The following is a 25,638-nucleotide window of genomic DNA, read 5'->3' as shown; positions in this document are numbered from 1 at the left end:
ACTTGAGATTATGGCTGGAAGAAGAATGTTGGATGCTGGAAGTTTTTCAATCTTACGTTATATTAAAATTATATCAAAAAAGAGAGGGTCTGCTTTTGGACTTTCTCTTTTTATTTTGTTTATGATTAGCCATCAGTTAAGCACCTGGAAAAAATCAGACGGATTATGCATATGCTTTATCAGATCAGCTTGCTGATCCTTTCTTTGCTTCCTTTCATTACAAGTAACGGACAATCACTTTGTATTAAAAAAGGAAAATACAAACTTCATGGATATAGATTTTAAACATTTAAAATTTTAAACTATCTTCATCCCATAATTAAAAAAATGAATAACCATTCAGTGGAAAACAAAATAGCAATACATAAAAATATTCTTGTTGTATTAAACAACCGTCAGGAGAATAATCAAGAACTTCAGTATCTAATCGATAATTTCTGCGGAACTATAGTTGATAATTTAAATGCGAATTTTAAGGATAAAAAAATATACATCTGCGGGGATTTAAATAACCTTGTTGGAAACAGCCATTTCCTTCATATCATCAAAGAATTTTCGGTAAATTACGAAAACATTCATGAAGGGAAATCAGAGCTGGTGGGTATCGGAGAGGTTCCTATTATCGTCAGCAATGCAGGCGTTTATTTCCGAAAGCTTTTTCATGAAGCCAATGTTTTCGAAAAGGTAAAATCCGAACATCATTTTCAGGAGCTTACCGAATCCAACAAAGAAGCAAAAGCATTGAGAAAAGGCATCTATCTGAGTAAGGTGATGAAAGAATCCACTGAAGAAGGAGAAGAGGCACTATGCTTCAATCTTCTGCGATGTTCCAGTAATCTCACAGGTCCAACCGATAATTTTAGAGAAACAGACCGTAAAATTATCGCTTTACTTAATCAATGTGCCAAGGAAACTTTTGAATACAAAACCGATCTGAACCATGCTTTGGTGCAGATCTACGAAAATAAAAAGAAAACTACGGATACTGAAAAGGAAGTAAAAGCTAAGATTAAAGCCCATTCGGACAAGACGAAGGACATGCCGAAAGAAGGACTAATCGCGTTCTGTACTTTTTATGATGGTTCCAATTCCGAACATTTGAAGCCATCGGAAACGGATCGATTTGACATCTGCTATAAACAGACCAGCGCACTGACAAGACTTCATTTCAGGCTCAAGAAGGCTGTTGAAGACCAATCCCTGCAAAAAGAATTTACGGTTACTTTATACCCTGATTCTGCGTTTATAATTCCACTTTCTACGAATAGGCTTTATACCCATGAAATTCGTCCATCCATTTTGGGAGTCGATCAGATTCCGATAAGAATGGGATATGTTGTTCGCTGTTCGAATCTTGAAGCCGTCTACAAAGATAATCAGACATACATCAATGATAAAGGTCAGTATGTAAAACTAGAAGATATGACTCCGGAAATGCAGGCTGAACTTCGGAATTCCTATTATGAAGAAAACATGACGGAAAATATGGTGGAATACAAAAAAACATATTTCAGCATGAATCTGGGCGATTATGAAAAACCTTTACTGTAATGAATTTTCACGGGTTTTATAAAATAACATTGTCTACGGAACAGAATTTATGTGAAGGTCTAATGAACTCCGCTGATTTTGAAGCGACGGGAAAAGGCAGACTTGGTAATCATCTTGTAAAACAAGACAGTGTAAATATAGCGATAGTAAGAACCACAACACGATACAATATTCCTGCAAATGTATTTTCTGATATACACTATTCTATTATTAAAAAAATAAATGAAGTAATTTCATTAGAAAAAATAGACTTGCTTGAACAGCATTTTAATAATGCTCTAATTGAAGTATATGATTCTTCCTATTCCAAAATGGGATTTCACTCCGACCAGGCACTTGACCTGGAAGATCGCTCTTTTATTGCCTTGTTTTCCTGTTATGAAAACCCAACCATTCTGCAGGAAAATCAGCTGCGAAAACTGGTCATCAAAAACAAAATGACCGAAGAGGAATCTGAAATTGTATTGGATCACCATTCTGTCGTTTTATTTTCGGTGGAAACCAATAAGAAATTTCAGCATAAAATTATCCTGAATTCAAAGCAGAATTTTAAAAATGATATTGATAACAGATGGCTTGGAATTACCTTCAGAACTTCAAAGACTTTTATAACCTTTAAAGATACTCAACCTTATTTTTCAAAAGGGGAACGATTAACCTTAGCTGACGAAGAAGAAGAAAAAGAATTTTTTCAGCTGCGCGGCCAGGAAAACCGATCGTTGGACTTTACTTATCCTAAATTGTTTTACACGGTAAATCCTGCAGATCTTCTGATTCCCGAAAACAAAATTAAACCATAAATACATATCATGAAAAGAATATTACTCATTGCCACTCTATCTCTACTAATTTTTTCCTGCAACGAGAACAGATCTGAAAACAAACCATTAGTTGAAAATGCTGTTGACAACTCGGAATCTTCGGTTTCAGGTTCCATCACGAAAGGAACGAGGTTTTCGTCAAGAGAATACAACATGGTCTACCAGATTTACGAGGAATTGCTAACAAATGATAAAGGTCTTCAATCACTTGACAACAGAATCAATGAAATTGATGATAGAACCGATAAAATCACTTCCAAATACGATCAGGTTATTAACAAATCCGAAACATACTACAATGATGCGGAGGCTTTGGCTAAATCCGTAAGTGATTCAATTTCGAGAAAAGCAATTGTAAAAGAGATTGAAGCAAGTGCCAAAAAATATAATCTGAAAATCATAAAAATAAAAGAACTGACTGAAGCAATTGATAAAAACAAAGAAAAAATTCACGACAGCTATACCCTATTTAAAATCAGAAAAACATTGCCTGAAATCGAAAAATACCAGAATGCCCATCCTTTAAAAACAGACAGCCTCGAACATTTCATTCGAAAACAGAATCAATTGCTGAACGAGCTGAAAAATGCAAAATAATAATGAACCCTATTTCCATCATCGGAGCCGGAATCGGGGGCCTAACCCTCGCGAATATCCTGAAAAGCCAAAATCTGGATTTTACCATGTACGAATCCGCCCCGGAAATAAAACCGGTAGGCTCCGGGATTATGATGGCCATCAACGCTATGCAGATTTTTGATCAGCTGGGATTGAAAGAAAAGATTGAAAAAGCAGGGAATAAAATTCACGGGGTTTCCGTTACCGATCAGCACCTGAAAAATATTTCAACCACCCATGTTCTTGCCCTGGAAAAGAAATACAATTCCTGCAATGTCGCTATCCATCGGGCGGATCTGCAAAGGATTCTCGCTGAAAACATCGGTTTTGAAAAAATTAACCTTCAACATTCATTGGTTAACATAAGGAAAGAGAAAAATTATCTGCTCCGTTTTGAAAACAGCAATGAAATCGAAAGCCGGATTGTTTTCGGAGCCGACGGCATTCATTCAAAGATCAGGACCCAGATCCTGCAGGCCGGAAGGATCCGGGAAACCGGGCAGATCTGCTGGCGCGGTTTGGTGGAATTTGATCTTCCTGAAAAATATAACCGGGAAGCCATTGAAGCCTGGGGAAAAGGAAGACGATTCGGTTTCGTGAAAATGACCGGAAAAAAAATATATTGGTATGCCGTTGTCAATAAAGGATTGCATAAGCGTGACCAAAGCATTGCGGAACATTTTCACGGTTTTCATCCGATGATAATTGATATCATCCAGGCTACCCTTCCGGAAAATACAATCCTCAATGATCTGATCGACCTCGCTCCTATCCCGAAATGGTATTCTGAGAACATATGTCTGATCGGTGATGCCGCCCATGCCACGACTCCGAATCTTGGCCAGGGTGCCTGCCAGTCGATTGAAGATGCTTATGTAATCGGGAAATTATTGCAACGTACGGATCATTTCAATCAGGCTTTTGAAGATTTTCAGAAAATCAGGAGAAACAAAGTAGATTATGTGGTCGATACCAGCTGGAAGCTCGGACAATTCTCCCAATGGGAAAAAGCAACGGCCTTACGAAACTTCCTGATGAGAATGGTTCCGGAAAGTTTCAACCGGAAGTTGGTGGAACGTGTAGTGGAACTGGAAATGTAGTATTTAATAGGCTGGAAGAAGGAAGCTGGAGGCTGGAAGTTTTTTCTGCCGATAGTAAAGCCAAAGAGATAAGAAGTAAAAGGGATTAATTCCAACTTAAGATTTTCATCATTTTATTCAACCAATTATTTATGAAAATAAATAAGAATACTGGAATATTCGTTTAAAAAATCCGAAATTTGCAGGTATGAGTATTCAGGAAAATTACAACAATATTAAAAGTCAGCTTCCTGCCGGGGTACAGTTGGTGGCTGTTTCAAAGACCCATCCGGTATCGGCCATTCAGGAAGTTTATGATCTGGGGCAAAAAGTTTTCGGTGAAAATAAAGTCCAGGAAATCACCGAGAAGTATCCTCTCCTTCCGAAAGACATCCGGTGGCACCTCATCGGGCACCTTCAGACCAATAAAGTAAAATACATCGCCGGATTTATCGATACGATCCAGAGTGCAGACTCTGAAAAGCTGATCCGCGAAATCAATAAGGAAGCCGCAAAAAACAACCGCACCATCAACGTTCTGCTTCAGGTAAAAATTGCGGAGGAAGAAAGTAAATTCGGACTGGAGATTAGCGAAGCCAAAGAATTGTTTGAACAATATCTGAGCGGTGAATTCCAGCATATCAAAATCACCGGACTGATGGGAATGGCTACTTTTACAGACGACCAGGAACAGGTCAGGAAGGAATTTCTAACGCTGAAAAATCTTTTTGATGAATTAAATCAATTGACAAAGCTCGAAACTCTTTCCATGGGCATGAGCGATGACTTCCCGGTGGCTATCGAATGCGGGGCCAATTCCATCCGCGTCGGCTCTGCGATTTTCGGCAGACGAGATTATTCTCAATAGTGGATTAGGTACGGTTTTTGCTAATAATTCAATCAAAAAAATCTAAATTTGCAACTATGCAAAAAATCCTTATTGTAGAAGACGAAAAAGCAATCTCAGGAGTACTCCAAAGTATCCTATCTGACGAACTTACCGAATATGAATTTGTAATCGCCGAAGACGGACTTGAAGGCTATAAGCAGATCGAAAAAGAAGATTTCGCGCTGATTATTTCCGACATCAAAATGCCTAAGCTTTCCGGAACCGAACTTTTGAAACAAAGTTTAGCCTTAAAACCGGAATCCACTTTCATCATGATTTCAGGACATGCGGATATTGATTCTGCCGTTTCCTGTCTGAGAGAAGGGGCTTACGACTTCATATCCAAACCGATTGACATCAACCGATTGATTACCAGTGTAAAAAATGCTTTAGCTAAAGAAACGCTGAAGAAGGAAAATAAAAACCTTCAGACCGAAAACAAAACGCTGAAGAAAAAGGTAAACAAAAAGTACCAGATGATCGGTGAGTCGGCAGGTTTAAAGAAGATCCAAGAGATGATCGAGAAGGTTGCGGTGTCTGATGCAAGGGTTCTGATCACCGGACCGAACGGTGCCGGAAAAGAGCTGGTAGCACATGCTATTCACAACCAGAGTGACCGGGCAAGAGGTCCGATGGTGGAAGTAAACTGTGCCGCTATTCCTTCAGAACTTATCGAATCCGAACTGTTCGGACACGTAAAGGGATCTTTTACAGGTGCTATCAAGGATAAACAGGGAAAATTTGAGCAGGCCAACGGCGGTACGATTTTCCTGGATGAGATCGGAGACATGAGCTTAATTGCCCAGGCAAAAGTATTGAGAGCGCTTCAGGAAAGCAAAGTTTCTCCTGTGGGAAGTGACAAGGAAATAAAAGTTGATGTAAGGGTTCTTGCAGCAACTAACAAAAATATGCAGAAGGAGATAGAAGCTGGAAGATTCAGAGAAGATCTTTACCACAGACTGTCTGTAATCGAGATCTACGTTCCGTCTTTGGATGAAAGAAAAGAAGATATCAAATTATTGGTTGAACATTTCTCCGGATTGATCGCTGATGAACACGGTACTGCAATGAAAAAGTTCGACGACAAAGCAATTGAGGCTTTAAAAGCATTATCATGGACCGGAAATATCAGGGAGTTGAGAAACGTTGTGGAGAGATTGATTATTTTAGGAGGAAACACGGTTTCTGCCGATGATGTTGCAAGTTTTGTAAGGAAATAATGTAATTATTACTTTAAATAAATTATCAAAATTGCAGTATTGTTACTGCAATTTTTTTTTGAATAAACTATACTATGAATTAAACGACTATGAATTTTTTAAATAAGAACTATACGAAAGAATGCCTTACCCTCGCACTCCCCGTCATGCTGACGCAGGTGGGCCAGGTTTCGGTAAATCTCTTCGACAATATTATTGTCGGAAATCTTTTGGGAGCCGATGCACTGGCTTCCGTTTCACTCGGAAATGCTGTCTTTTTCTCTATGTTTGTCTTGGCGCTGGGATTTTCCTTTGCTATTCCTCCGTTAGTCTCTCAGGCACATTCTCAGCACGAGCACCAGACCATTAATTCGGTTTTCAGTCATGGTTTTGTGATCAATATGACCGTCGGTATTTTACTGATGGGAATTTTACTTTTAGGAATGCCCCTACTCTACCAGTCCGGACAGCCGAAAAATATTATTCCGGATACGGTAGATTTCCTGACGATTATGGCGATCAGCATTGTTCCGTTTATGGCTTTTCAGACGCTGAGGGAAGTTTCCGAAGGATTATCTTATACCATCGGTGTTACAAAAGCTACGATCATTGCGAATGTGATCAATATTGTGCTAAACTATGTGTTTATTAAAGGACTTTTCGGATTTCCACCGATGGGTGTAAAGGGTTCTGCGTTAGCCAGTCTCATTGCCCGGGTTTTTATGGTGGTCTTCCTGTATTTTGTTTTACTGAACGAAAAGAAAACAAAACAATACATCAAAGATTTTTCTTTAAAAATTCAGGTGTTCAGCAAAGAGATGTTTGAAAAAATGATTCGCTTAGGATTTCCTACTGCTTTGCAGATGTTCTTTGAGGTAACCGCTTTTGCCGGAGCTGCCTTTATCTGCGGACTGATCTCGGCCCACGATATTGCCTCCCATCAGATCGCTCTGAGCATGGCTTCTTTTACTTTTAATTTATGCATCGGCTTTAGTGTCGCTTCTACCGTCATGATCGGAAGAAAAGTAGGCGAAGGGAATTTTGTGGAATTACGGAAAGTCGGTATCAACAATCTTAAAATTGCCTTTATCTTTATGTGCATCTGTGGGGTTATTTTTATTTTGGGCCGGAATATCCTGCCAACTTTCTTTACCAAAAAAGAGGAAATTGAAGTGATCGAACTCGCTGCCAAATTAATGATCATTGCCGCTTTGTTCCAATTATCGGACGGTATTCAGGTTACGGCTCTGGGAATGCTGCGGGGATTGCAGGATGTAAAGATCCCGTCCATCTACACCTTTATCGCGTATTGGATCATTACCATTCCATTGGGTTATTTACTTTGTTTCACCCTGAAAATGGGTGCTTTTGGAATGTGGATTGCCTTAGGACTTGGACTGACGGTTTCTGCGGTGATGCTGGTCAAACGTTTTCTGAATCTGTCTGCAAAGAAAATTAAGCAAAACTTATAATAAAAAAGCGGTCCTTTGGGTCGCTTTTATGTTTAAATTTGTCTATTAATATTGTACTGGATGGATCTAACAAATCGTGAATTAAGAAGCTTGGTATTATCTTTTGATCCTTCTTTTTCTAGATTAGAAAACATTGTTGAAGGTTTAAATAATGGTATTGAACATTTATATGGTTCTGAATTATGCATTGATTGGTATGGTACAATGGATGAGAAGCATGAGTGTGAAACAATTTACAGATTAGCTGTTTTGGCTTTTGAAACTTATATTATATCAAGCGCTACAGATTTGTGTAATGAGGATGAAAGCCCTGAGCAATTTTATGATCTTTTGCAAGATGTTATATTAATTCTTGCTCTTTCGGACTATGTTACTTCAAAAACAGACCGATACAAACAGGTTTTCGAAAAATATGATTTAGATGTTACAAATTATCCTATTTACAATGGAATTAAAATTTTGAATAAAAACAGAGATTTAATTCAGATTAGTAAAATTTTAAAGTCATGGAGAAATCAGATTGTTTATATTCAATATAAAGTTGATTAAATCTTTGAAATTAGTGAAAACTAGTCTTTCAATTATACATCGATAATAAATTACCCTACCCTTTTCCCCAAAATAACCAAAGTCCTCTCCACCCCATCCAGCACAGCGACATCCGGAAAGACACCCCAGTCTTCAAAACCGAAATGGCGGAATAATTTCAGGCTGGGTTCATTATGCAGAAAGATAAATCCCAATAAAGTTTTCACATCAAACTTAGGCGCGTTATCAATACAATGTTGAAGGACTTTTTTTCCGTAGCCTTTTCCGCGGGAGTTTTCTGCCATATAAATGCTCAACTCTACCGTTCCGTTATAGGCCGGCCTTCCGTAAAATGAAGAAAAGCTGACCCATCCCAATACGTTGTCCTGCTGATCCTCAACCAGCCAAAGCGGCCTTCGTTCAGGGGTATGCTCGTGAAACCACCGGATCCTGCTTTCCACGGTAATATCTTCCGTATCGGCGGTAACCATTCTTGAGGGAATGGTGGAATTATAAATCTCTACGATCTTCGGTAAATCTTCCGGTGTTGCATTCCTGAATTTCAGTTCTTCCATTGATGTCAGCATATTTCTGCAAAGATACGCGAAGATTTTTCTGCTGCCTATACCCTATTCTTCGGAATTGTTTTCCTGCAGTTCTTTCAGTGCCCGGTTCAGGCTCCTTACCGTAATACCAAGATAAGCGGCCATATCTTCTTTGGAAATTTCCATTTCCCTGGACTTCACTTCCAGAAGCTGGGACAGCGTATGTTCTGTAGTATGAAGCTGCTGATAGGAAGCCCGGCTTGAGGTATTGACGATCCTTTCGGCGAAAACATCAAGCAGTAAATTATTCAGCGACAGATCATTTTTAATAAGCGACTGAGAAGTAAGGGATAGACATGGAATAAACGGTAACTTCCGTAATGGCCTCGATGCTGCAAAGGCACGGCACATTTTTAATAACTTCAATTTCACCGATGATCTCGCCTTTTCCGAGAAATTCAACAATATATTCCTTATCATTTTCTTCCACGAAGTAGCATTTGGTAATACCGGTTTTAATTAACATGATCTTTGTGGAAATCTCATTCTGGGTCAGTATCTTATCTCCTTTTTCAAATGATTTCAATACAATATTGCCTTTATGATCCTGCCGGGTATAAAGCTGCTCCAAATAATCGAAAAATGTCTGATTGGTACGTAACATATCTCGGTTGGGACAAATGTCCTTTTCTGGTTTATTATTTATACTGAATTTTACCGGGGAAAAATACAAAAACTTAAGTAAATACAATATGAATAATTCGATAACAACAATAGCATTCGACGCCGACGATACCCTTTGGGTCAACGAACCTTATTTTCAGGAAGCAGAAAATAAATTCTGCGCATTGCTGGAAGACTATCTTCCGCAACATTCCGTTTCCCAGGAACTGTTTAAAACGGAAATGCAGAATCTGCATCTGTACGGATATGGGATCAAAGGATTTATGCTGTGTATGGTGGAAACCGTTTGCCGGATTTCAAATTCAGCCGCTTCCTTAGAGCTTATCAGTAATGCTATTAAAATCGGTCATGAACTGCTGTTGAAACCGGTCGAACTTCTGGACGGAGTACCTGAAACACTGGAACGTCTTAAAGGAAAATACCGGCTGGTGGTAACAACAAAGGGTGATCTGCTGGACCAGGAAAGAAAGCTCAGAAAATCAGGATTACAGGATTATTTTCATCATATTGAAATCATGAGTGATAAAAAGGAAAGTGATTACCAAAAATTATTAAAGCATCTGGACTGTAAGCCGGAGCACTTTTTAATGCTTGGAAACTCCATTAAATCGGATATTTTACCGGTATTGGAAATCGGCGGCTTTGCCGGGCATATTCCGTACCATGTCACCTGGACACACGAACAGCATGACGTTCAACTGGAGCATGACCGTTTTTTGGAATTTAAAAATATTAAAGAGGTTTTAAATTATGTTTAATCTGGTGATGAGACATTTTAGGTTTTATTCCTGCTCTGTTTCATGTAATTAAACATTCCCGCACAATCCAATAAACGCTCCGATTGTCATTCCCGCAGGGACCCTAACTATAGTTCTAAAAGCACATGGAAAGATTTGTGTATGGATTCCTATGGAAATCGAAGATTCGACGTAGTCAATGACAAACTTGATGTTTAGTTTTACACTAAATTTCTTTAACAAGCAAAAACCCGCTCAAAAGAACGGGTTTTAAAATTTATTTTTTTAGACATTTCTCAAGGAACTGGTCCTGTTCCCAAAGTACATGCAGGATATTTTCTTTGGCGGCATATCCGTGGGCTTCCTTAGGCAGCAGAACCATCTTTACCGGAGCTCCCAGGTTTTTCAGCGCCTGGAAATACCGCTCGGTCTGTAAGGTGAAAGTTCCGGGGTTGTTATCGGCATCACCGTGAATCAGCAGCAAAGGCGTTTTCATCTTGTCGGCATTCATAAAGGGGGACATCGTATTGTAAATTTCCGGAACATCCCAGTAGTTTCTCTGTTCGCTCTGGAAACCGAATGGCGTCAGAGTCCGGTTATAAGCCCCGCTTCTGGCAATTCCACAGGCAAACAGCTTAGAATGCGTCAACAGGTTGGCCGTCATAAATGCGCCGTAAGAATGGCCGCCTACAGCCACTTTTTTCCGGTCGATATAACCTAACTGATCCACTGCGTTAATTGCGGCTTCTGCGTTGGCAACCAACTGCGGAATAAAGGTATCGTTCGGTTCTGTTTTTCCTTCCCCGATGATCGGGAATGCGGCATCATCCAGAACGGCATACCCTTTTGCCGTCCAGTAAACAAAAGAACCGTAAGAAGGGAATGTAAAATCATTCGGGTTCTGGTTGTTCTGTCCGGCCGTGTTCTTGTCTTTATATTCGGTCGGATATGCCCAGATCAGCAACGGAAGCTTTTCGGTTTTTGCCTTACGGTCATAGTTGGCCGGAAGATAAAGCGTTCCCGTTAAAGTTACCCCGTCATTTCTCTTGTACGTAATTACTTCCTTGTAAACATCTTTGATGCTTTCGAACGGATTGGCAAAACTGGTCACCGCCTCTGCTTTATTGGATTTTATGTTCTTTTTAAAATAATTCGGGTACTGGCTGGACGACTGTTGAATCGTAAGCACCTCTCCTTTTGATGGATTCAGAATATCAATGATTTCTTCCTTGGCATTTTTAAGATTGGACGTATAAAGCCTCTTTTTCTTCAGCGTTTTCATATCCACCTCATCCAGGAAAGGATGCTGTCCGTCTTTGGTGAATCCTGCTCCGATGAGGTAAGATTTCCCGCCCTTCATATCAACGACGGTCCTGCCGTACTGGTTTTTGGTCGTGTTGAAATACCCCGGATCACTGTAGATATCTTGAAAGTTTCGGTCTTCGATTACTTTCGATTCACCGCTGTTCAGGTCTACCAGATAAGATTTTGTATTTCTCGTATCGTACCATCCTTCCGAAACGATGGCGTAGTGGTCATTCGTCCAGCTTACATTTTCATACCGCTGCTTTGTTTTGAAAAAGGATTTCGGTGGACTGTTGAAAGGAGCTTCCCAGGTAAAAACCTCATCCCTGTATTCCGCCTGCTTTGACTGATCTCCGCCGTCCAGTGCTTCGGTATAGACCAAAGTTGCCGGCATATCGCTTCTCCAGCCCATATCCCTTTTTCCGGTACGTACGGAAGAAAAGCCTTTCGGCATAATTTCATTCAGCGGAATTTCATTCACAACTTTTACTGCATTCCCATTCATATCATAGACGGTTGTCGTCATCGGGAACCTGCTGAGCGGAACAATATACGAGAACGGTTTTTTAATCGTAGTGGCCATCAGGTAGCTTCCGTCCGGCGAAAAGCTCAGCCCGGAATACAGATCCTGATCCTTTACTTTTTTTACACTGCCGTTAAGATCTACGTTATAGATCTCGGAAGCCGTCAGTATTTCAAAGTTCTTTTCATCCTGTGGATTTTTCAGGAGGTCCTGATAGGTCCGGTTCTGCGACACTTTTCCGTCGGCGGTCGATACAATCGGGCCAGTTGGAAGGTCTTTGCTGGCATCAATTAAAGTTCCTCTGTTTTGGGGAAGGGTTTTAATCAGCAGATGCTGGGAGTCTTTGTACCATACGTAAGGACTTCCAAGGTTTGCATTTAAATTATCGGATGTAATCTTCCTGGCAGTAGCTGTCTCAAGATCGACAATCCACAATTCGACACCTTTATTGGTAGTATTGGTGAATGCCAGTTTCTTTTCATCCGGTGAAAATGAGGTATAGGTAATTTTAGGGTTGGCTGGTAAATTCTTAACCTGAACTTCTGTTCTATCATTCAGCTTTCTTACTTTCAGATTATTCGAATACGTCGACGTGCTTGAGATATTGGTTACCGGATTTATTCTCAGCCCTCCCAGCTTCATCTCCTGCTGGCTCAGATCTTCCAGTGTTTTGTAGGTCGGACGGTACGTGAAAACGATCCAGTCTTTTTTGCTGTTCATCAAGACCCCCGGAGGCCGTTCATAATCCGCCAGCTTCAGAATCTCCGCAGAGGGTTTCTGATAAGTGATACTTTCCTGTGCATCGTAAAAGTTGAGAAACGCAAGAAGGCATATGGTTAACTTTATTTTCATAACAAATTCGATTTGTACGAATTTAATGAATTTTATTACGATAGCAAAAGGCAATGGGTTTGGGCTTTAATCAGCGTTAAGAGGATTAGATGTTAAACGCTATCGATGCAAAAGAAAGTTTTATTTAAAATAACATAGATTCTTCGTTCGCAAAGGCATTTCATTCAGCAAATGATAACAATTTACATTTTCCTTTTTATACTATTTTAAATTAGCAAAAAGAACAGATAAAAAAGTTTTAGGCAACAAAAAGAGCGGTAAAATTTACCACTCTTTTGTTATAACTTATATTTTAAATTGATTTACCAGTCGTTGGCTCTTTTCCTTTTTTCTATCATGTAATCTACGGAAACTTTCCCGACGCCGAACACCATCAGCAGAAGATAAACGGAAAGATATACCAAGCTCAGTTCCTGCTTTGCAAAAGGATCCGCTCCATGCACTACGAATCCGGCAATGATCATGCTGAACATCAGAAACCCGATGGCTATTCTGGAGAAAAGTCCTAAAATCAGAAAGATGGAACATACAAATTCAGCAAATACCGTCAGTCCCAAAGACAACCGCGGACCCATTCCCAGAAAATCGAAGAAATCACGATTTCCGTCGATGAGCATTTGCAGTTTGGGAAATCCGTGGGAAAGCATGGCAAAACCGATAAATATCCGCACCACCAATAAAGAAATATCTTTTACAACCGAATCAGAATTTGTTGCGCTCGTATAGTTCATTACAAAAGGATTTAGATTAAAGATAATAAAAATCTTTTAATAGAACGGGTTTTCAGTCGTTTTTAGTCTATCGGTATCCGAAATTTTTCAGGTCCCGGTCATTTTTTCTCCAGTCTTTTTTCACCTTTACGAAAAGGTTGAGGTGAATTTTTTTGTTGAAGAACTTTTCCAGGTCCATTCTAGATTCTGTCCCTACTTTTTTAATGGCTTCCCCTTTATGGCCGATGATGATCCCTTTTTGGGTATCTCTTTCTACGTAGATAATAGAATCAATGAAAATTATCCCTTCTTTCTCTTTGAACTGCTCGGTAACAACTTCTACCGAATAAGGAATTTCCTTTTCGTAATTCAATAAAATTTTCTCACGGATGGCTTCGTTTACGAAAAATCTTTCGGGCTTGTCCGTATACTGGTCTTTATCGTAATACGGAGGGTTTTCCGGTAATAGCGATTTTATTTTTGGAAGGATAATATCGGTATTAAAGGCATTCAGCGCCGAAATAGGAAGAATCTCCGCTTTCGGAATCCTTTCATGCCAGGTTTCCACCAGCTTTTCAAGTCCTTCCTGGTTGGTCTGGTCTACTTTATTCAACAACAATAAAACAGGTACCGGAATTTTATTCAGTTTATCGATTAAAAATTCGGAAGGTTCAGCTTTATCGGTAACATCTACGATAAATAGAAAAACGTCTGCATCCTGTAAAGAATCTTTTACAAAATCCATCATCTTTTCCTGTAATCCGTACTTAGGATCCAGCACTCCCGGGGTATCGGAAAACACGATCTGCAGGTCTTCTTCGTTATAAATTCCAAAAATCCTGTGGCGTGTGGTCTGAGCCTTTTGGGTAACAATAGCCAGCTTCTCCCCCATCAGTTGGTTCAACAAGGTAGATTTTCCGGCATTTGGCTTTCCGACGATATTTACAAATCCTGCTTTATGCATAAAATAATATTAAGAAATGCAAAGTTAATAAAACTAAACCGGTCTTTCGGCTTCTCCGGAAGATTTAAAGTAAAAAGCCTTTCCTAAAATTGGGAAAGGCTTTTAATATCTGTACTTACATACCACAACGGTTCTTCATAAACTGAAGGCTCCCTGCGGCGAGCTCGTCGGCAGGATGCGGAGATTTCTGCCATAAGGAAACCATCTGCTGCATTCCCGGTATGGAAGATGAAAAGTTTTCAAGAACAAGATTGCCTTCAAAATCAATTTCCTTCAAAGCGGCGAACAGCTCGTCCCAGTTTACGGTCCCTTCTCCCAGCATTCCGCGGTGGGATTCCGTCATGTGAATATGCTTCAGTTTTTTTCCGGCAAGAATAACCGGATCATAAAAATTATTTTCCTCGATATTCATGTGGAAGGTATCCAGGTGAAGAAACAGGTTGTCTTTTCCTGTTTTTCCAATTAAATCCAAAACATTCCCTGCGGTATTGCAGACATACGTTTCATATCGGTTGATCGGTTCAATTCCGATGTTTACGCCTTTTTCTTTAGCATAATCTGCCACACGGCTCCAGACTTCGGCAATAATTTCCGATTCATTTTCCGTTAAAGGATTTCCCGAAAAAACACCAATGCCGCCGTGAAGAACACCACCCAGAAAGTCGGTTTCCAGCTCGGATGTTTTATCAATGGCCTGTTTTATTAACCTTTCGGCAGCTTCCGGGTGAAACGCAATATGCGCTTCTCTTGGAAGATTTAATGAGCAGACTACATCAAGCTGATGGTCTTTGAGCTGTTTCTTCACTTCTTTTGCATTAAATTCCATCGATGGCGGAAGCAGAATCTCGATAAGATCGAAACCTGCCCCGGCGGTTTTTTCAATGGCATATTTTCCGGCTTCAGGATTCCATATCGGAGTGATCCATGAAAGAAGCGATGCCCCGAATTTTATCTTCATATGTACTATTTATTTTTTATTTTTAAAATACCCACCATTCTGTTCTTACCCCTAAATAGGTTCCGAATCTTTTCGCTCCCGACTGATGGAGAAACGGTGAATACAGAGTGTTCATCGCCTGATCGTTATATCTTGATACCTCAGCAATAAACCGGATGTGCGGTCTCGCCCAGACGCTTCTTTCGGCGGTCGGAACGATGGTCGGAGCCAGTACGAGTTTTACCATTGATGCCGGATCCTGGCTGCCGTCTTTTCTTTGGGCATAATGGAGTTCCGAAACGATGTGGAACCAGTTGTTGAAGTAATACGTAGCCCGCACCCCGGTATTGAATTCGGATTTTTTATTAAAAATATCTCTTTTGTAATAATCGATGGCCTTGTCGCTGTCTGCACCTCCCTTGCTTCGGGTGTAAACGGCATAACCGTTCAGGGACCACCGGCTGGAAAGATTGAGTAGAATATGTTCAACGGCAGTAAAAGAATAGGCACTTCTGTAGGTTCCTTTTTCATTGGGAGCACCGTAGGTTCTCCAGGTCTGGGTATTTCCGCTGTCTCCGCCATTGGCAATTCCTGATCCGTAACGGAAAGAAATCTGGTTGAAAGAACCGGGCAGCCTTGTTTTAAGGGTCGAACTTAATTTTGCACCCAGCACCCAGCCGTGATCCGCCGGATATTGCTCCACCGAATTTTTTCCGGATTTGTCTACGGTATGGAATTCACCAAGTAATTTTACCTTGTGGTCGTTGTTCTTAAAAGGAATCGTCTGTTCCAGCACAAAAACTTCACGCTGCCGGTAGATCAGATTTTTCCCTCCGCTGATGACATTGGTGTAAGAGTACGGTGTCGAATTGCTGGCTGCCGTATCGATAGCCGCAGGGAAGAACATCGAAAACCGGGTGTTTTTATGCCGTACTCCCCAACCCGTTGAAGAATGGTCGTCAAAATAAAAATAATCCGCGATATGCACATCATCGAAACGCAGCCACCGGGATCCGGCCCAGACATCCCAGTCGCTTCCCATAATATTCCTCGCTTCTACAAATGCTTCCGGCAAAGCGACGATCATTCCCTGGTTCGATTTGGTATCTACATTACCCAGAAAAGTTCCTCCGGAATAAAAACTCAGCCTGGCCTGCATATCGATCTTTGTTTTCTTTGCACTGTCGCCCACCACCGGCGTGAAATGAAAAGCCGGCAGAAAATCCACATAGTCGCCCTGGTCCATTCTTCCTCCCAGAGATCCCTGATTATTCAGATTCAATTGCCTACCTGTTCTGCCGTCTGCATTCGGGGAATAGCCGGCCCCGATTCTTCCCGTGGTCCCGAATGAAAACTTCTGGTTGGTAATAACGATCTGGGCAAAAGTTGCCTTACTGAAAATCATCAGCAACAGCAGGCAACTTTTTACATAGGTATTTTTCATCATTGATGCTTACTTTAATGTTTTCGGTTTATAAAGTTTTACAGCAAATACAATGATTATTGCATAACAGATAATCGGTAAAAGATAAGCGTGCGCAACATCCGTTTCAGCTATTTTCCCCATAATCGGTGTAAAGAATGCACCACCAAACATCGCCATTACCAGGAAAGATGAAGCCTGGTGAACCTTTCCGCCTAATTTTTTTAAGCCTAAACTAAAAATGGTAGGATACATCACGCTCAGGAATAAGTTGAGCAGAATTAAACTGATAAAGGAAACCCATCCGAAACTTTGAGAAATAATTAGGCAAAGGACAATGTTACAGGCTGTAAAAATCGCCAGCACTTTATTCGGAGCAATATATCTCATTAAGAAGGTTCCTATGAATCTTCCGACCATCATCATGGCCATACTCAGTGAAAAGTAGTACGAAGCCTGTGTTTCCTGAAGGTGCATTTTTTCTACGCCGTAATTGATGAAAAACGCCCATGTACCACCCTGTGCCGCAATATTGAAAAACTGTGCGATAACGGCAAATACAAAATGTCTCTGCTTCCAGAGCGGTGCGTCTGCATTTACGATATCATGATGGTGATCTTCCCCGGTAGCATGTTCGAGGATTTCGGTTTCTTCTGCATGAGGATCCTTCAGGTCCGGAACTTTAATAAAGGCGAAAATAACCACCAAAACCAGCACCACGATTCCGATCCAGGTATACAGCGTTTTTACAGAATCCAGGGACTGATCTCCTCCGGTTCCGCTAAAGATGAAAAATCCGCCGAGCAAAGGGCCTACAATGGCGCCCAATCCGTTGAAGGACTGTGCAAAGTTAACCCGTTGGTCGCTTGTTCTTTCATCGCCTAACGAAGCCACGAAAGGGTGTGCTACGGTTTCCAGGGTTGCCATTCCCAAAGCGAGGATGAAAAGCGCTACCCGGAAAAAATCGAAAGAAGCCATATTGGCTGCCGGAACAAAGAGAAAACATCCTCCTGCAAATAAGGTAAGGCCCAGAATAACGCCCATTTTGTAACCGAACTTTTTCATGAAAAGCCCGGCAGGAATTCCCATGAGCGCATAGGCTCCGAAAATAGACAGCTGTACCAGCCCGGATTTGGATTTGGAAATATGAAGGACATTCTGGAAATGCTTGTTCAGAACGTCACCCATCGTAAGGGCAATAGCCCAGAAAAAAAACAATGAAGTTACAAAAGCCAGTACGACAAGGTACTTCTTTTCGGTAAATTTTGCCGATTTCATAAGTATGTTTTTACAGATTAAAAGTAAATGATGAAATAGAATATAAGTAGCGCAGGTCCGGTATAACTTTAGAAGAATAGCTTCTGTTTTCTGAAAATGTATAAAGAGAAATTTTATTTATACCGGACTTACGCTGTTTTAAATAGTATGAACGATCCTGAACTGATCGAATTCAGCATAATCGTAATCGGGACATGCCCCTGCTTTAGAAGTAATAAAAGCACCCAGCGAAATAGCCTGATTCATAATTTCCTCCGCACTGGCCCCTTTGATTCTTTTTGAAATAAATCCTGATAGAAAAGCATCTCCGCTTCCTACCGTATCTGCAATCGTAATCGGCACCGCCTCAAATCCGTAGTTATGGTTTCCGAAAAAATATCTAGCGCCTTTGCTGCCTTTCGTCAGAACGATTTCCTTGATATTAAAATGATTCCGGATAAATGCAGCGCTTTCGTCTTCGCTTCTGTACTCTTCCCCGAAATAGGCCATAATTTCACGCATTTCCGCTTTGTTCATCTTTACGATGTCTGCTTTATGTAGCAGCGTTTTAATGAGTTCAACGTCAATAAAAGGCGGTCTGAAATTAACGTCAAAGATTTTAAGTTTTGCATACTCAAGCAACTGAAGAAGCGTTTCTCTTGTCTTTTCGTTTCTTGCAGAAAGGCTTCCGAAGACAAATGCCTCCGCGTTGGAAACAAGTTCTTTATGTTCTGGCAGAAACTCGATATAATCCCATGCCACATGGTTGATGATTTCGTAAGACGCTTCATTATGCTGATCGATTTTTGCCAGCACCGTACTGGTCGGTTTCTCATCGTCAATCTGGATGTATTCTGTGGTGATGCCCCAGCTTTTAATTTTATCTTCCAGTTTGTGCCCCAACTCATCATTCCCGATCCTGCTCAGCATTTTTACATCGGTACCCATTTTGTGGATATTGTAAGCTGCATTGAAAGGTGCTCCTCCTGCTCTGGAACCTTCAGGAAAAATATCCCAAAGCACTTCTCCAAAGCATACGACATACGACTCTTTATTATTTATCATAAGGTTAAACGTTTAATTAAATATTTAAAAATTTTTTATTTTACAGAATTGCGTTCCATATATTTTGCTTGGAGCGTTATTCTTTCTCCGTCAGGAGTATAATTATTGATCTGTGCGTCCAGAAGCTTTACGGATTCTTTAGCCATATCGATGAGCGGCTGCTGAATAAAGCTGATATCGGTCGGGAAAAGATGATAGGCTTCAGTTTCATCAAACGCAATTACGGACACATTTTCCGGCACCCGGATCTGGTGGTCGTTCAGGTATCTGAGTCCGGCAATTCCCAGCTTGTTGCTGGAAAAATAAATTGCGGTTCTTTTTTTAAGATCCAGATTTTCGTTGAGCCTATCGGTTATTTCTTCCGTGATATTTTGGATACCGATCAGGACACTTTTCAGTGGAATACCCGATTTTTTAATCCTTTCCTCAAATCCCTCCTGCCTGTCGAGCAGGTGCGGAAGTTCGGTATCGTAGCCCACATAAATAATTTCATCAAAATTCTTTTCAGTAAGCTGGTCACAGACATGGGCTGAAATTTCTGCATTATTGATCATCACACCGGGAAGGCTTACATTTTTCAGATAACGGTCGATGGTAACAATCGGATATTCTTCGGCGATCAGTTTCAGAATGGCTTCATCGGAATCCACCACCGGCGCAACGATCATTCCGTCGACCTGCTGTTCGGAAAAAAGTTCCGTCAGTTTTTTAAACTTTTCGGGATTTTCATCGCAGCTTCCGATCAGGAGTGTATAGCCGAGCTTCATCGCCTCATCTTCAATATTACGGGCGATGTTGGAATAAAAATCATTGGAAATATCGGCAACGATAAGACCGATGAGCTTACTTTTGCTCATCTTTAAGCTTTTGGCGATCTTGTTGGGGGTGTAATTGATGGATCGGGCGACTTCAAGAATTTTCTCTTTCGTAGCATCGCTGATCCGGCTTCCTTCTTTTCTGTTCAGGACATAGGATACCGTTGCCACGGAAACACCGGCAATTCTGGCTATGTCTTTAATGGAAGCTCTTTTCATACAGTTATTTTCACAGCAAAAATATTTCATAAAAAACATATAAAACAATAGCCCTATTTTTTGGAACGGATAGGAAATTTATTGTACTTTCGCGCTTTTTTTAATTTAGTTCAAATTAAGCGGTAAAGCACTAATTATCATCACATTAAAAATACATGATATTCAAATTTAAATTTATTGTTAATTTAATATGAACAGCCCGCTTATCATTAGTTCTAATTTTGGTTAAACGTTTATCCTTAAATATTTTAATAATTTTTTAAAATAATTTTAAAATTGACGAATATTATCTTCAAAGAAAGCGGGAAAACTAATATTTTTGAGATATGACCAAATCAAAAATGAGCATTGATGAAATTCTGGACCGCATCTACCCTCTTCCCGAGTCGTCGAAAATCAGCCTAAAAGAATCTATTAAGGAAGTATCTTATCCTAAGAATTTCTGTCTGATGGAAGCCGGTAAATTTGTTCCGTATGTCTATTTTGTAAAAACAGGAATTGTCCGTGCTTATGCCTCTGCAGAGGAGAAAGACATTACTTTCTGGTTCGGAAGTGAAGGCGAACCGGTGGTCTCGATGAAAAGCTATGTGGAAAACAATCCGGGTTATGAGAATATAGAATTGCTGGAGCCGTGCGAAATGTATAAGCTGAAAACCGAAAATCTGAAAAAATTATATCACGAAGATATTCATATCGCCAACTGGGGCCGGAAATTTGCCGAACGCGAACTGGTAAAAACCGAGGAACTGATTATTTCCAGACAGTTCAAAACTGCTCTGGAACGGTATAAAGACCTGATGCGTGACAAGCCTGATCTTTTAAAACGTGTTCAGCTGGGACACATCGCTTCTTATTTGGGAATTACGCAGGTGAGCCTGAGCAGGATCCGGGCGGAGATGAAATGAGTTGGAGGGTTGGAGTGTTTTAGAATTTCAATGTTTTAAGGGTTTTATGCTGATTTTTTTCTTTTTTAACAATTGTAAAATTTTAATTCTTATTAAATCCTGACCTTTGCAGGAGAAAAGTCAGAACAAATGAATTGGATGATCCTGGTTGTTGCCGGTCTGTTTGAGGTTGCTTTTGCCTCATGTCTCGGAAAAGTAAAAGAAACAAGTGGAACTGCCATGTACCTGTGGTTTGCCGGGTTTCTGATCTCTCTTACGGTAAGCATGCTGCTGCTGATCAAAGCTACCCAAACGCTTCCAATCGGAACCGCATATGCCGTCTGGACGGGAATCGGTGCCGTGGGAACTGCACTGATGGGAATTTTCTTTTTTAAAGATCCGGTAACGTTCTGGAGAATATTTTTTATTGTTACCTTAATCGGTTCGGTGATCGGACTAAAAGCAGTATCGCCTCACTAAATAAAAAACATATACACCTATTAATTTAATCTTGTTAAATGCTTTATAGCGAAGCCGTTTTCACCTGCTGAAAACGGTTTTTTGATTGTTTTTTCCTTATATTTGTGAAAAATTATAATCATGAAAAAAACTTTCTTTCTTTTATTTGCGGGTGGATTTTTATTTGCTCAAAATTCTGAATTATTTACCAACAACTGGTATATTTCCAAAATTGTAACTGCAGGACAAACGGTAACAACGCCAGCAATGAGTATTACTCTTTCACAATCGGAATTTACAACCTATCCGTCTCCGGGAAGCGGTTATGCATTTAATTCCAGATATTTTAACAGCTGCCAGATCGCAACCACCTTTACCGGGGTAAATACATTTACTAAAATGAGTTCCGCATGCACATTAGCTATGTACGGAGGTAATAACGCTTCAGCTGTGAACAGCTTTGATCAGCAACATACAGACTTTTATATATATCCTGCCCTAGGAAGTACTTTTGAATATGAAATCGTAGCAAACAGTTCAGGCAAAACTTTAATTATCACCAATCCTTCCAATGGAAATAAAGTGTTTTACAACAACAGCAATATATTTTTGGGAACAAAAGAAACTGAAGGTAAAAACGATTTCGTAACTTTCGTCAATCCCGTAAAAGAACGTCTAATAGTAGAAAATATTGAAAATAATCTTTCGATACAGATTTTCAATATGCTAGGTCAAAAAATATATGAAGGAAAGACTGCTGATAACAAAGTCCAGGTTGATACGCAAAATTTTGCAGCAGGACAATATATGCTGATCATTCACAACAAAAAACCCTACAAGTTCATCAAGGAATAATTACAAATGTCTATACAAACAAAAACCGTCTCCGAAAAGGAGACGGTTTTTAATTTTTCTTATAGATCACAGGCAGAATTTCATTTTTTCTCAGCCCGTATTTTTTAATTTCTTCTTCGGAAAAAGTTTGTGAATAAAAGTTGATATCAGTTTCAAATCCCGCTTTTTTCAGACGTTCGAAATAGTCCATTCCGTACCAGCGGACATGGTCGTACTGCCCGAAATGTTTCTGGCGCTCTTTGGGATCTTTAATCGTGAAATCTTCATAGGTTTTCTCCAGTGCATTTTTCATCGGAACCTGTACGATTCCCCAGCCTCCCGGTCTAAGAATCCTGTACAATTCACTCATTGCTTTCGCGTCATCTTCAATATGTTCCAGCACATGGTTGCAGAATACAATATCAAAACTTTCGTCGGCAAAAGGCAGGTTCAGAATATCTGCTTTTACATCGACAATTGGAGAATAGAGATCTGCGGAAATGTAGTCCAGATTTCGCATCCTTTTGAACTTTCTTAAAAATTCCTGTTCGGGAGCGATGTGTAGAACTTTATAATTTTTAATGAAAAAATCAGTTTCGTTCTGAAGGTACAGCCACATCTGGCGGTGTCTTTCCAGGCTCAATGTTCCCGGAGACAAAGCATTTTCCCGCTGGCTTCCGTATCCGTACGGGAGGAATTTTCGATATGATTTCCCATCAATAGGATCAATAAACTTATCGCCTTTAAAAAACTGATAAATAAGCGGCCGCGCCCAGATACTCATTTTGATCAGCACCGGACGGGGAATTTTATTCAGTAAAAGTTTAGTGATTTTTTTCATTTAAAAATCCAGTTGGAACGCTTTTTCTTCATCGCTCGCAATTCCCAATGCATCATAAATATATTGGAATGTTGAAAGCAGTACCGGTTTTCCGTTGATTACCGCCACATCATGCTCAAAATGGGCTGAAGGCTGATTATCCAAGGTAGTTACTGTCCATCCGTCATTATGGAATTTCACTTTTTCGGTGCCTAGGTTGATCATCGGTTCAATAGCGATTGTCAAACCATCTTTGATGACTTTTCCGCTTCCCTGTCTTCCGTAGTTCGGAACCTGAGGGTCTTCATGCATCTGCCTTCCTACTCCGTGGCCTACAAGCTCTCTTACGACCCCATAGCCTTCTTTTTCGCAGTGCGCCTGGATCGCATGTGAAATATCACCAATCCTTTTTCCTCTTACACATTGTTCAATTCCTTTGTATAAAGATTCTTTGGCAACTTTCAGCAGCTTTTTGGTCTCCGGCTTTACTTCACCGATTTCGAAAGTATAGGCGTGGTCTCCGACAAAACCGTTCAAAACAGCGCCACAGTCTACAGAAAGCACATCACCTTCCTTTATTTCTTCTTTGCTTGGAAAACCGTGTACTACCTGCTCGTTTGGAGAGATACAAAGCGAATACGGAAAACCTCCGTATCCTAAAAATGCAGGCTCAGCACCATGATCTTTAATAAAATCGTGGGCTAATTTATCTAAATACAGAGTAGTAATTCCCGGCTTGATTTCTTTAGCCAGCATTCCCAGCGTTCTGGAAACCAGTTGGGCACTCTGCTTCATAAGACGCAATTCGTCTATTGTCTTTAACTGAATCATAAATAACGTAACAATTTATACATCTACCAATGTAACGATAACGAATTAAAAAATTAATACATTGTTACACTGATACATTATGAGATTATTTTTACCAGAATAATCCTTTTTTCTTTTCTTTTTTTAGCTTGGAATACGCAAGGACTTCTTTTCCTTCTACCCTGAATTCGATTCTTTCCTGGATAATGTTGTAGATTTCTCCCCATCCCGGAAAACCGCCCAGGTTACGGTCGTCGATAAACCAGTCTGCATCCAGCTTTCTGGATTGGGTAGCGGAATCAAAAACTTCTCCTTCAAAGCTTGAATTAACGGCATAAAATTCAATCCCGTTTTTTTTGCAGAATTCTACGGCTTCATCAAGGGTTTTGCCGTGTCTGTAAGTCCATAAAATCAGTCTGTATCCTTCGGCCTGAAGTCTTCTCAGGGTTTCAAAAGCGAAAATCTTTGGTTTGCCGATGGACGGATAAGCATCGTCAACAATGGTTCCGTCGAAGTCTACAGCAATCTTTTTGTTATTCATCATATTGAATATTTTTGAAACGCAAAGATACAAAAATAAAAGAGTGCTGAATACCCAGCACTCTCAACTTTATTATTTAATTATCATTTTAAAATTAGCTCTTCACCCAGTTGAACTGGAACTGCAGATCAGGTGTTGAAATACGGTCTGTAATTTTCTGAAGTCTTGCCGGAAGTTTCATCAGGTATTCCTGTGCTTTTTCCGCTTTTTCATTCAGTCCTTTTACATGTTCGATTTTCCATTCATCCAATAGCTCTTTCATAATGTTGATGTAATCCTGTCCGGTGTAGACCATGCATCGCTGTGCGGCGTCAGAAAAATGACCCCAAAGCTCTCCAGCTTTCTGTCCGGACTGTCTCATCATGTGTGCCGGCATAACGATTTTTTTACGCATCATGTCTTCGAATGCAAGAATCATTTCGGATGGATCGATTTCTAGAATTTTGGCAACAAAATGTTTATATGCTTTTGCGTGTCTCGCTTCATCGGCAGCAATCACCCCGCACATTTTCGCCAGCTTTCCGTTTCCGCACTGCTTAGCCAATGTACCTACCCTTCTGTGGGAAATGTTGGTCGCAGTTTCTTGGAAGCTGGTGTAAACGAAGTTTCGGTAAGGGTCCATGCTGGTACCCAGATCAAAACCGTCGTTGATCAGATATTGGGTAGTTACTTCAACTTCCCGCATATTTACTCTTCCGCACAGATAGAGGTACTTGCTTAAAAGGTCTCCGTGTCTGTTTTCCTCAGCGGTCCAGGCTCTCACCCAGTTGGCCCAGCCGATTTCTTTCTGTTCCTGATCTACACCGTCTACTCCCATCAGCCATGATTCGTAAGAAGGCAAAGCTTCCTCCGTAATACAGTCGCCGATAAGTGTTACGAAAAGATCGTACGGCATTTCTCTTGCGAACGTCTGGATTTCTTCTAAATCGTATTTGAAGTTCTCGCTGGAAGGATCAGGAAGATAATCGGAAGGCTGCCAGATTTTTTCAATCGGCGTTAAAAATTTATCCAGAAAAGAACCGACTTCCTTTTCCAAGATTCCCATTACTTCTTTTCTTACGAGCTGTTGATACATTTTTAGAATTTAGATTAAACCA

At 40.3% G+C, this 25,638-nt stretch carries 27 protein-coding genes; 12 read left to right on the top strand and 15 right to left on the bottom strand.

Features of this window, described 5'->3' with window-relative positions; all coding sequences use genetic code 11:
- Positions 1-327 precede the first annotated feature (327 nt).
- From QE422_RS12105 to QE422_RS12070, 8 genes are all read left to right on the top strand, one after another.
- Complete coding sequence (locus QE422_RS12105) at positions 328-1,551, top strand: hypothetical protein (protein ID WP_307458582.1); 1,224 nt, start codon at positions 328-330, stop codon at positions 1,549-1,551.
- Positions 1,552-1,613: 62 nt separating this feature from the next.
- Positions 1,614-2,351 carry an alpha-ketoglutarate-dependent dioxygenase AlkB gene (locus QE422_RS12100; protein ID WP_307458579.1) on the top strand — a complete coding sequence of 246 codons (738 nt, stop codon included), beginning with the start codon at positions 1,614-1,616 and terminating at the stop codon, positions 2,349-2,351.
- Positions 2,352-2,360: 9 nt separating this feature from the next.
- A complete protein-coding gene (locus tag QE422_RS12095; RefSeq protein ID WP_307458576.1) occupies positions 2,361-2,969 on the top strand; it encodes a hypothetical protein in 609 nt (202 codons plus the stop codon).
- 2 nt (positions 2,970-2,971) lie between these two features.
- Positions 2,972-4,090, top strand: coding sequence for an FAD-dependent monooxygenase (locus QE422_RS12090; protein ID WP_307458573.1), 1,119 nt, complete (start codon positions 2,972-2,974; stop codon positions 4,088-4,090).
- A 187-nt stretch (positions 4,091-4,277) separates the two neighbouring features.
- The gene (locus tag QE422_RS12085; RefSeq protein WP_307458568.1) at positions 4,278-4,937 is read left to right on the top strand and encodes a YggS family pyridoxal phosphate-dependent enzyme; all 660 of its coding nucleotides are present in this window, start codon (positions 4,278-4,280) and stop codon (positions 4,935-4,937) included.
- A gap of 56 nt (positions 4,938-4,993) precedes the next feature.
- Complete coding sequence (locus tag QE422_RS12080) at positions 4,994-6,178, top strand: sigma-54 dependent transcriptional regulator (protein WP_307458567.1); 1,185 nt, start codon at positions 4,994-4,996, stop codon at positions 6,176-6,178.
- Positions 6,179-6,267: 89 nt separating this feature from the next.
- On the top strand, positions 6,268-7,629 hold the full coding sequence (locus QE422_RS12075; RefSeq protein ID WP_307458565.1) for an MATE family efflux transporter: 1,362 nt from the start codon (positions 6,268-6,270) through the stop codon (positions 7,627-7,629).
- A 60-nt stretch (positions 7,630-7,689) separates the two neighbouring features.
- Positions 7,690-8,178 (top strand): hypothetical protein, encoded by a 489-nt coding sequence (locus QE422_RS12070; RefSeq protein WP_307458561.1) that lies wholly within the window; start codon positions 7,690-7,692, stop codon positions 8,176-8,178.
- A gap of 50 nt (positions 8,179-8,228) precedes the next feature.
- Here QE422_RS12070 and QE422_RS12065 read toward each other — a convergent pair whose 3' ends face one another.
- Genes QE422_RS12065 through QE422_RS12055 form a run of 3 tightly spaced genes read right to left on the bottom strand, consistent with a single transcriptional unit; the run spans position 8,229 to position 9,366 of the window.
- Entirely contained in the window at positions 8,229-8,744 is a 516-nt protein-coding gene (locus QE422_RS12065) for a GNAT family N-acetyltransferase (RefSeq protein WP_307458558.1), read from the bottom strand.
- 42 nt (positions 8,745-8,786) lie between these two features.
- Positions 8,787-9,128 carry a helix-turn-helix domain-containing protein gene (locus QE422_RS12060; protein WP_307458556.1) on the bottom strand — a complete coding sequence of 114 codons (342 nt, stop codon included), beginning with the start codon at positions 9,126-9,128 and terminating at the stop codon, positions 8,787-8,789.
- Positions 9,028-9,366, bottom strand: a complete 339-nt coding sequence (locus tag QE422_RS12055; protein WP_307458555.1) for a Crp/Fnr family transcriptional regulator — start codon at positions 9,364-9,366, stop codon at positions 9,028-9,030. Before QE422_RS12055 ends, QE422_RS12060 begins: the two co-directional genes overlap by 101 nt.
- A gap of 88 nt (positions 9,367-9,454) precedes the next feature.
- Here QE422_RS12055 and QE422_RS12050 point away from each other — a divergent pair, with 88 nt between their 5' ends.
- Positions 9,455-10,144, top strand: coding sequence for an HAD family hydrolase (locus QE422_RS12050; RefSeq protein ID WP_307458551.1), 690 nt, complete (start codon positions 9,455-9,457; stop codon positions 10,142-10,144).
- A gap of 256 nt (positions 10,145-10,400) precedes the next feature.
- Here QE422_RS12050 and QE422_RS12045 read toward each other — a convergent pair whose 3' ends face one another.
- The 8 genes from QE422_RS12045 to QE422_RS12010 form a co-directional block, all read right to left on the bottom strand.
- Positions 10,401-12,803 (bottom strand): S9 family peptidase, encoded by a 2,403-nt coding sequence (locus QE422_RS12045; protein WP_307458548.1) that lies wholly within the window; start codon positions 12,801-12,803, stop codon positions 10,401-10,403.
- Between the two features lie 302 nt (positions 12,804-13,105).
- Entirely contained in the window at positions 13,106-13,534 is a 429-nt protein-coding gene (locus QE422_RS12040; protein ID WP_307458545.1) for a DoxX family protein, read from the bottom strand.
- 67 nt (positions 13,535-13,601) lie between these two features.
- Positions 13,602-14,477 carry a GTPase Era gene (gene era, locus QE422_RS12035; RefSeq protein ID WP_294283887.1) on the bottom strand — a complete coding sequence of 292 codons (876 nt, stop codon included), beginning with the start codon at positions 14,475-14,477 and terminating at the stop codon, positions 13,602-13,604.
- Between the two features lie 115 nt (positions 14,478-14,592).
- Positions 14,593-15,435, bottom strand: coding sequence for a sugar phosphate isomerase/epimerase (locus QE422_RS12030; protein ID WP_307458541.1), 843 nt, complete (start codon positions 15,433-15,435; stop codon positions 14,593-14,595).
- Positions 15,436-15,457: 22 nt separating this feature from the next.
- Entirely contained in the window at positions 15,458-16,861 is a 1,404-nt protein-coding gene (locus QE422_RS12025; protein WP_307458538.1) for a carbohydrate porin, read from the bottom strand.
- A gap of 6 nt (positions 16,862-16,867) precedes the next feature.
- Positions 16,868-18,115, bottom strand: coding sequence for a sugar MFS transporter (locus tag QE422_RS12020; RefSeq protein WP_307458537.1), 1,248 nt, complete (start codon positions 18,113-18,115; stop codon positions 16,868-16,870).
- 138 nt (positions 18,116-18,253) lie between these two features.
- Positions 18,254-19,159, bottom strand: coding sequence for a carbohydrate kinase (locus QE422_RS12015; protein ID WP_307458534.1), 906 nt, complete (start codon positions 19,157-19,159; stop codon positions 18,254-18,256).
- A 35-nt stretch (positions 19,160-19,194) separates the two neighbouring features.
- Complete coding sequence (locus QE422_RS12010; protein WP_307458531.1) at positions 19,195-20,193, bottom strand: LacI family DNA-binding transcriptional regulator; 999 nt, start codon at positions 20,191-20,193, stop codon at positions 19,195-19,197.
- Between the two features lie 341 nt (positions 20,194-20,534).
- On the opposite strand from QE422_RS12010, the gene QE422_RS12005 reads away from it, so the two are divergent.
- From QE422_RS12005 to QE422_RS11995, 3 genes are all read left to right on the top strand, one after another.
- Positions 20,535-21,098, top strand: coding sequence for a Crp/Fnr family transcriptional regulator (locus QE422_RS12005; protein WP_307462362.1), 564 nt, complete (start codon positions 20,535-20,537; stop codon positions 21,096-21,098).
- A 129-nt stretch (positions 21,099-21,227) separates the two neighbouring features.
- Positions 21,228-21,557: a multidrug efflux SMR transporter gene (locus QE422_RS12000; protein ID WP_307458529.1), complete on the top strand. Its 330-nt coding sequence runs from the start codon at positions 21,228-21,230 to the stop codon at positions 21,555-21,557.
- A gap of 120 nt (positions 21,558-21,677) precedes the next feature.
- Positions 21,678-22,391, top strand: coding sequence for a T9SS type A sorting domain-containing protein (locus QE422_RS11995; RefSeq protein ID WP_307458526.1), 714 nt, complete (start codon positions 21,678-21,680; stop codon positions 22,389-22,391).
- A 49-nt stretch (positions 22,392-22,440) separates the two neighbouring features.
- Here the strand turns inward: QE422_RS11995 and QE422_RS11990 are convergent, their stop codons facing one another.
- The 4 genes from QE422_RS11990 to QE422_RS11975 all read right to left on the bottom strand — a co-directional run bounded on the left by QE422_RS11990 (position 22,441) and on the right by QE422_RS11975 (position 25,616).
- The gene (locus QE422_RS11990) at positions 22,441-23,211 is read right to left on the bottom strand and encodes a class I SAM-dependent methyltransferase (protein ID WP_307458525.1); all 771 of its coding nucleotides are present in this window, start codon (positions 23,209-23,211) and stop codon (positions 22,441-22,443) included.
- On the bottom strand, positions 23,212-24,021 hold the full coding sequence (gene map / locus QE422_RS11985; RefSeq protein ID WP_307458523.1) for a type I methionyl aminopeptidase: 810 nt from the start codon (positions 24,019-24,021) through the stop codon (positions 23,212-23,214). It lies immediately after the preceding gene.
- 91 nt (positions 24,022-24,112) lie between these two features.
- Positions 24,113-24,544: a BT0820 family HAD-type phosphatase gene (locus QE422_RS11980; RefSeq protein ID WP_307458521.1), complete on the bottom strand. Its 432-nt coding sequence runs from the start codon at positions 24,542-24,544 to the stop codon at positions 24,113-24,115.
- A 91-nt stretch (positions 24,545-24,635) separates the two neighbouring features.
- The gene (locus tag QE422_RS11975; RefSeq protein WP_149245692.1) at positions 24,636-25,616 is read right to left on the bottom strand and encodes an acyl-ACP desaturase; all 981 of its coding nucleotides are present in this window, start codon (positions 25,614-25,616) and stop codon (positions 24,636-24,638) included.
- Between the last annotated feature and the right edge of the window lie 22 nt (positions 25,617-25,638).

This window comes from Chryseobacterium sp. SORGH_AS_0447 (assembly GCF_030818695.1).
Lineage (GTDB): Bacteria > Bacteroidota > Bacteroidia > Flavobacteriales > Weeksellaceae > Chryseobacterium.
Note: the sequence above shows the minus strand (reverse complement) of the source record. Positions and strands in the feature narration are given on the sequence as shown.

What these genes read in the sequence shown, in the direction of transcription:
- QE422_RS12090 (WP_307458573.1), top strand. Translation starts at nt 2,972, where the DNA reads ATGAACCCTATTTCCATCATCGGAGCCGGAATCGGGGGCCTAACCCTC.
- QE422_RS11990 (WP_307458525.1), bottom strand. Translation starts at nt 23,211, where the DNA reads ATGAAAAAAATCACTAAACTTTTACTGAATAAAATTCCCCGTCCGGTG.
- QE422_RS12020 (WP_307458537.1), bottom strand. Translation starts at nt 18,115, where the DNA reads ATGAAATCGGCAAAATTTACCGAAAAGAAGTACCTTGTCGTACTGGCT.
- QE422_RS12100 (WP_307458579.1), top strand. Translation starts at nt 1,614, where the DNA reads ATGAACTCCGCTGATTTTGAAGCGACGGGAAAAGGCAGACTTGGTAAT.
- QE422_RS12080 (WP_307458567.1), top strand. Translation starts at nt 4,994, where the DNA reads ATGCAAAAAATCCTTATTGTAGAAGACGAAAAAGCAATCTCAGGAGTA.
- QE422_RS12055 (WP_307458555.1), bottom strand. Translation starts at nt 9,366, where the DNA reads ATGTTACGTACCAATCAGACATTTTTCGATTATTTGGAGCAGCTTTAT.
- QE422_RS12085 (WP_307458568.1), top strand. Translation starts at nt 4,278, where the DNA reads ATGAGTATTCAGGAAAATTACAACAATATTAAAAGTCAGCTTCCTGCC.
- QE422_RS11980 (WP_307458521.1), bottom strand. Translation starts at nt 24,544, where the DNA reads ATGATGAATAACAAAAAGATTGCTGTAGACTTCGACGGAACCATTGTT.
- QE422_RS12075 (WP_307458565.1), top strand. Translation starts at nt 6,268, where the DNA reads ATGAATTTTTTAAATAAGAACTATACGAAAGAATGCCTTACCCTCGCA.
- QE422_RS12010 (WP_307458531.1), bottom strand. Translation starts at nt 20,193, where the DNA reads ATGAAAAGAGCTTCCATTAAAGACATAGCCAGAATTGCCGGTGTTTCC.
- QE422_RS12030 (WP_307458541.1), bottom strand. Translation starts at nt 15,435, where the DNA reads ATGAAGATAAAATTCGGGGCATCGCTTCTTTCATGGATCACTCCGATA.
- QE422_RS12005 (WP_307462362.1), top strand. Translation starts at nt 20,535, where the DNA reads ATGAGCATTGATGAAATTCTGGACCGCATCTACCCTCTTCCCGAGTCG.
- map (WP_307458523.1), bottom strand. Translation starts at nt 24,021, where the DNA reads ATGATTCAGTTAAAGACAATAGACGAATTGCGTCTTATGAAGCAGAGT.
- QE422_RS12045 (WP_307458548.1), bottom strand. Translation starts at nt 12,803, where the DNA reads ATGAAAATAAAGTTAACCATATGCCTTCTTGCGTTTCTCAACTTTTAC.
- QE422_RS12070 (WP_307458561.1), top strand. Translation starts at nt 7,690, where the DNA reads ATGGATCTAACAAATCGTGAATTAAGAAGCTTGGTATTATCTTTTGAT.
- QE422_RS12040 (WP_307458545.1), bottom strand. Translation starts at nt 13,534, where the DNA reads ATGAACTATACGAGCGCAACAAATTCTGATTCGGTTGTAAAAGATATT.
- era (WP_294283887.1), bottom strand. Translation starts at nt 14,477, where the DNA reads ATGCATAAAGCAGGATTTGTAAATATCGTCGGAAAGCCAAATGCCGGA.
- QE422_RS12050 (WP_307458551.1), top strand. Translation starts at nt 9,455, where the DNA reads ATGAATAATTCGATAACAACAATAGCATTCGACGCCGACGATACCCTT.
- QE422_RS12105 (WP_307458582.1), top strand. Translation starts at nt 328, where the DNA reads ATGAATAACCATTCAGTGGAAAACAAAATAGCAATACATAAAAATATT.
- QE422_RS11975 (WP_149245692.1), bottom strand. Translation starts at nt 25,616, where the DNA reads ATGTATCAACAGCTCGTAAGAAAAGAAGTAATGGGAATCTTGGAAAAG.
- QE422_RS11995 (WP_307458526.1), top strand. Translation starts at nt 21,678, where the DNA reads ATGAAAAAAACTTTCTTTCTTTTATTTGCGGGTGGATTTTTATTTGCT.
- QE422_RS12095 (WP_307458576.1), top strand. Translation starts at nt 2,361, where the DNA reads ATGAAAAGAATATTACTCATTGCCACTCTATCTCTACTAATTTTTTCC.
- QE422_RS12065 (WP_307458558.1), bottom strand. Translation starts at nt 8,744, where the DNA reads ATGCTGACATCAATGGAAGAACTGAAATTCAGGAATGCAACACCGGAA.
- QE422_RS12000 (WP_307458529.1), top strand. Translation starts at nt 21,228, where the DNA reads ATGAATTGGATGATCCTGGTTGTTGCCGGTCTGTTTGAGGTTGCTTTT.
- QE422_RS12015 (WP_307458534.1), bottom strand. Translation starts at nt 19,159, where the DNA reads ATGATAAATAATAAAGAGTCGTATGTCGTATGCTTTGGAGAAGTGCTT.
- QE422_RS12025 (WP_307458538.1), bottom strand. Translation starts at nt 16,861, where the DNA reads ATGATGAAAAATACCTATGTAAAAAGTTGCCTGCTGTTGCTGATGATT.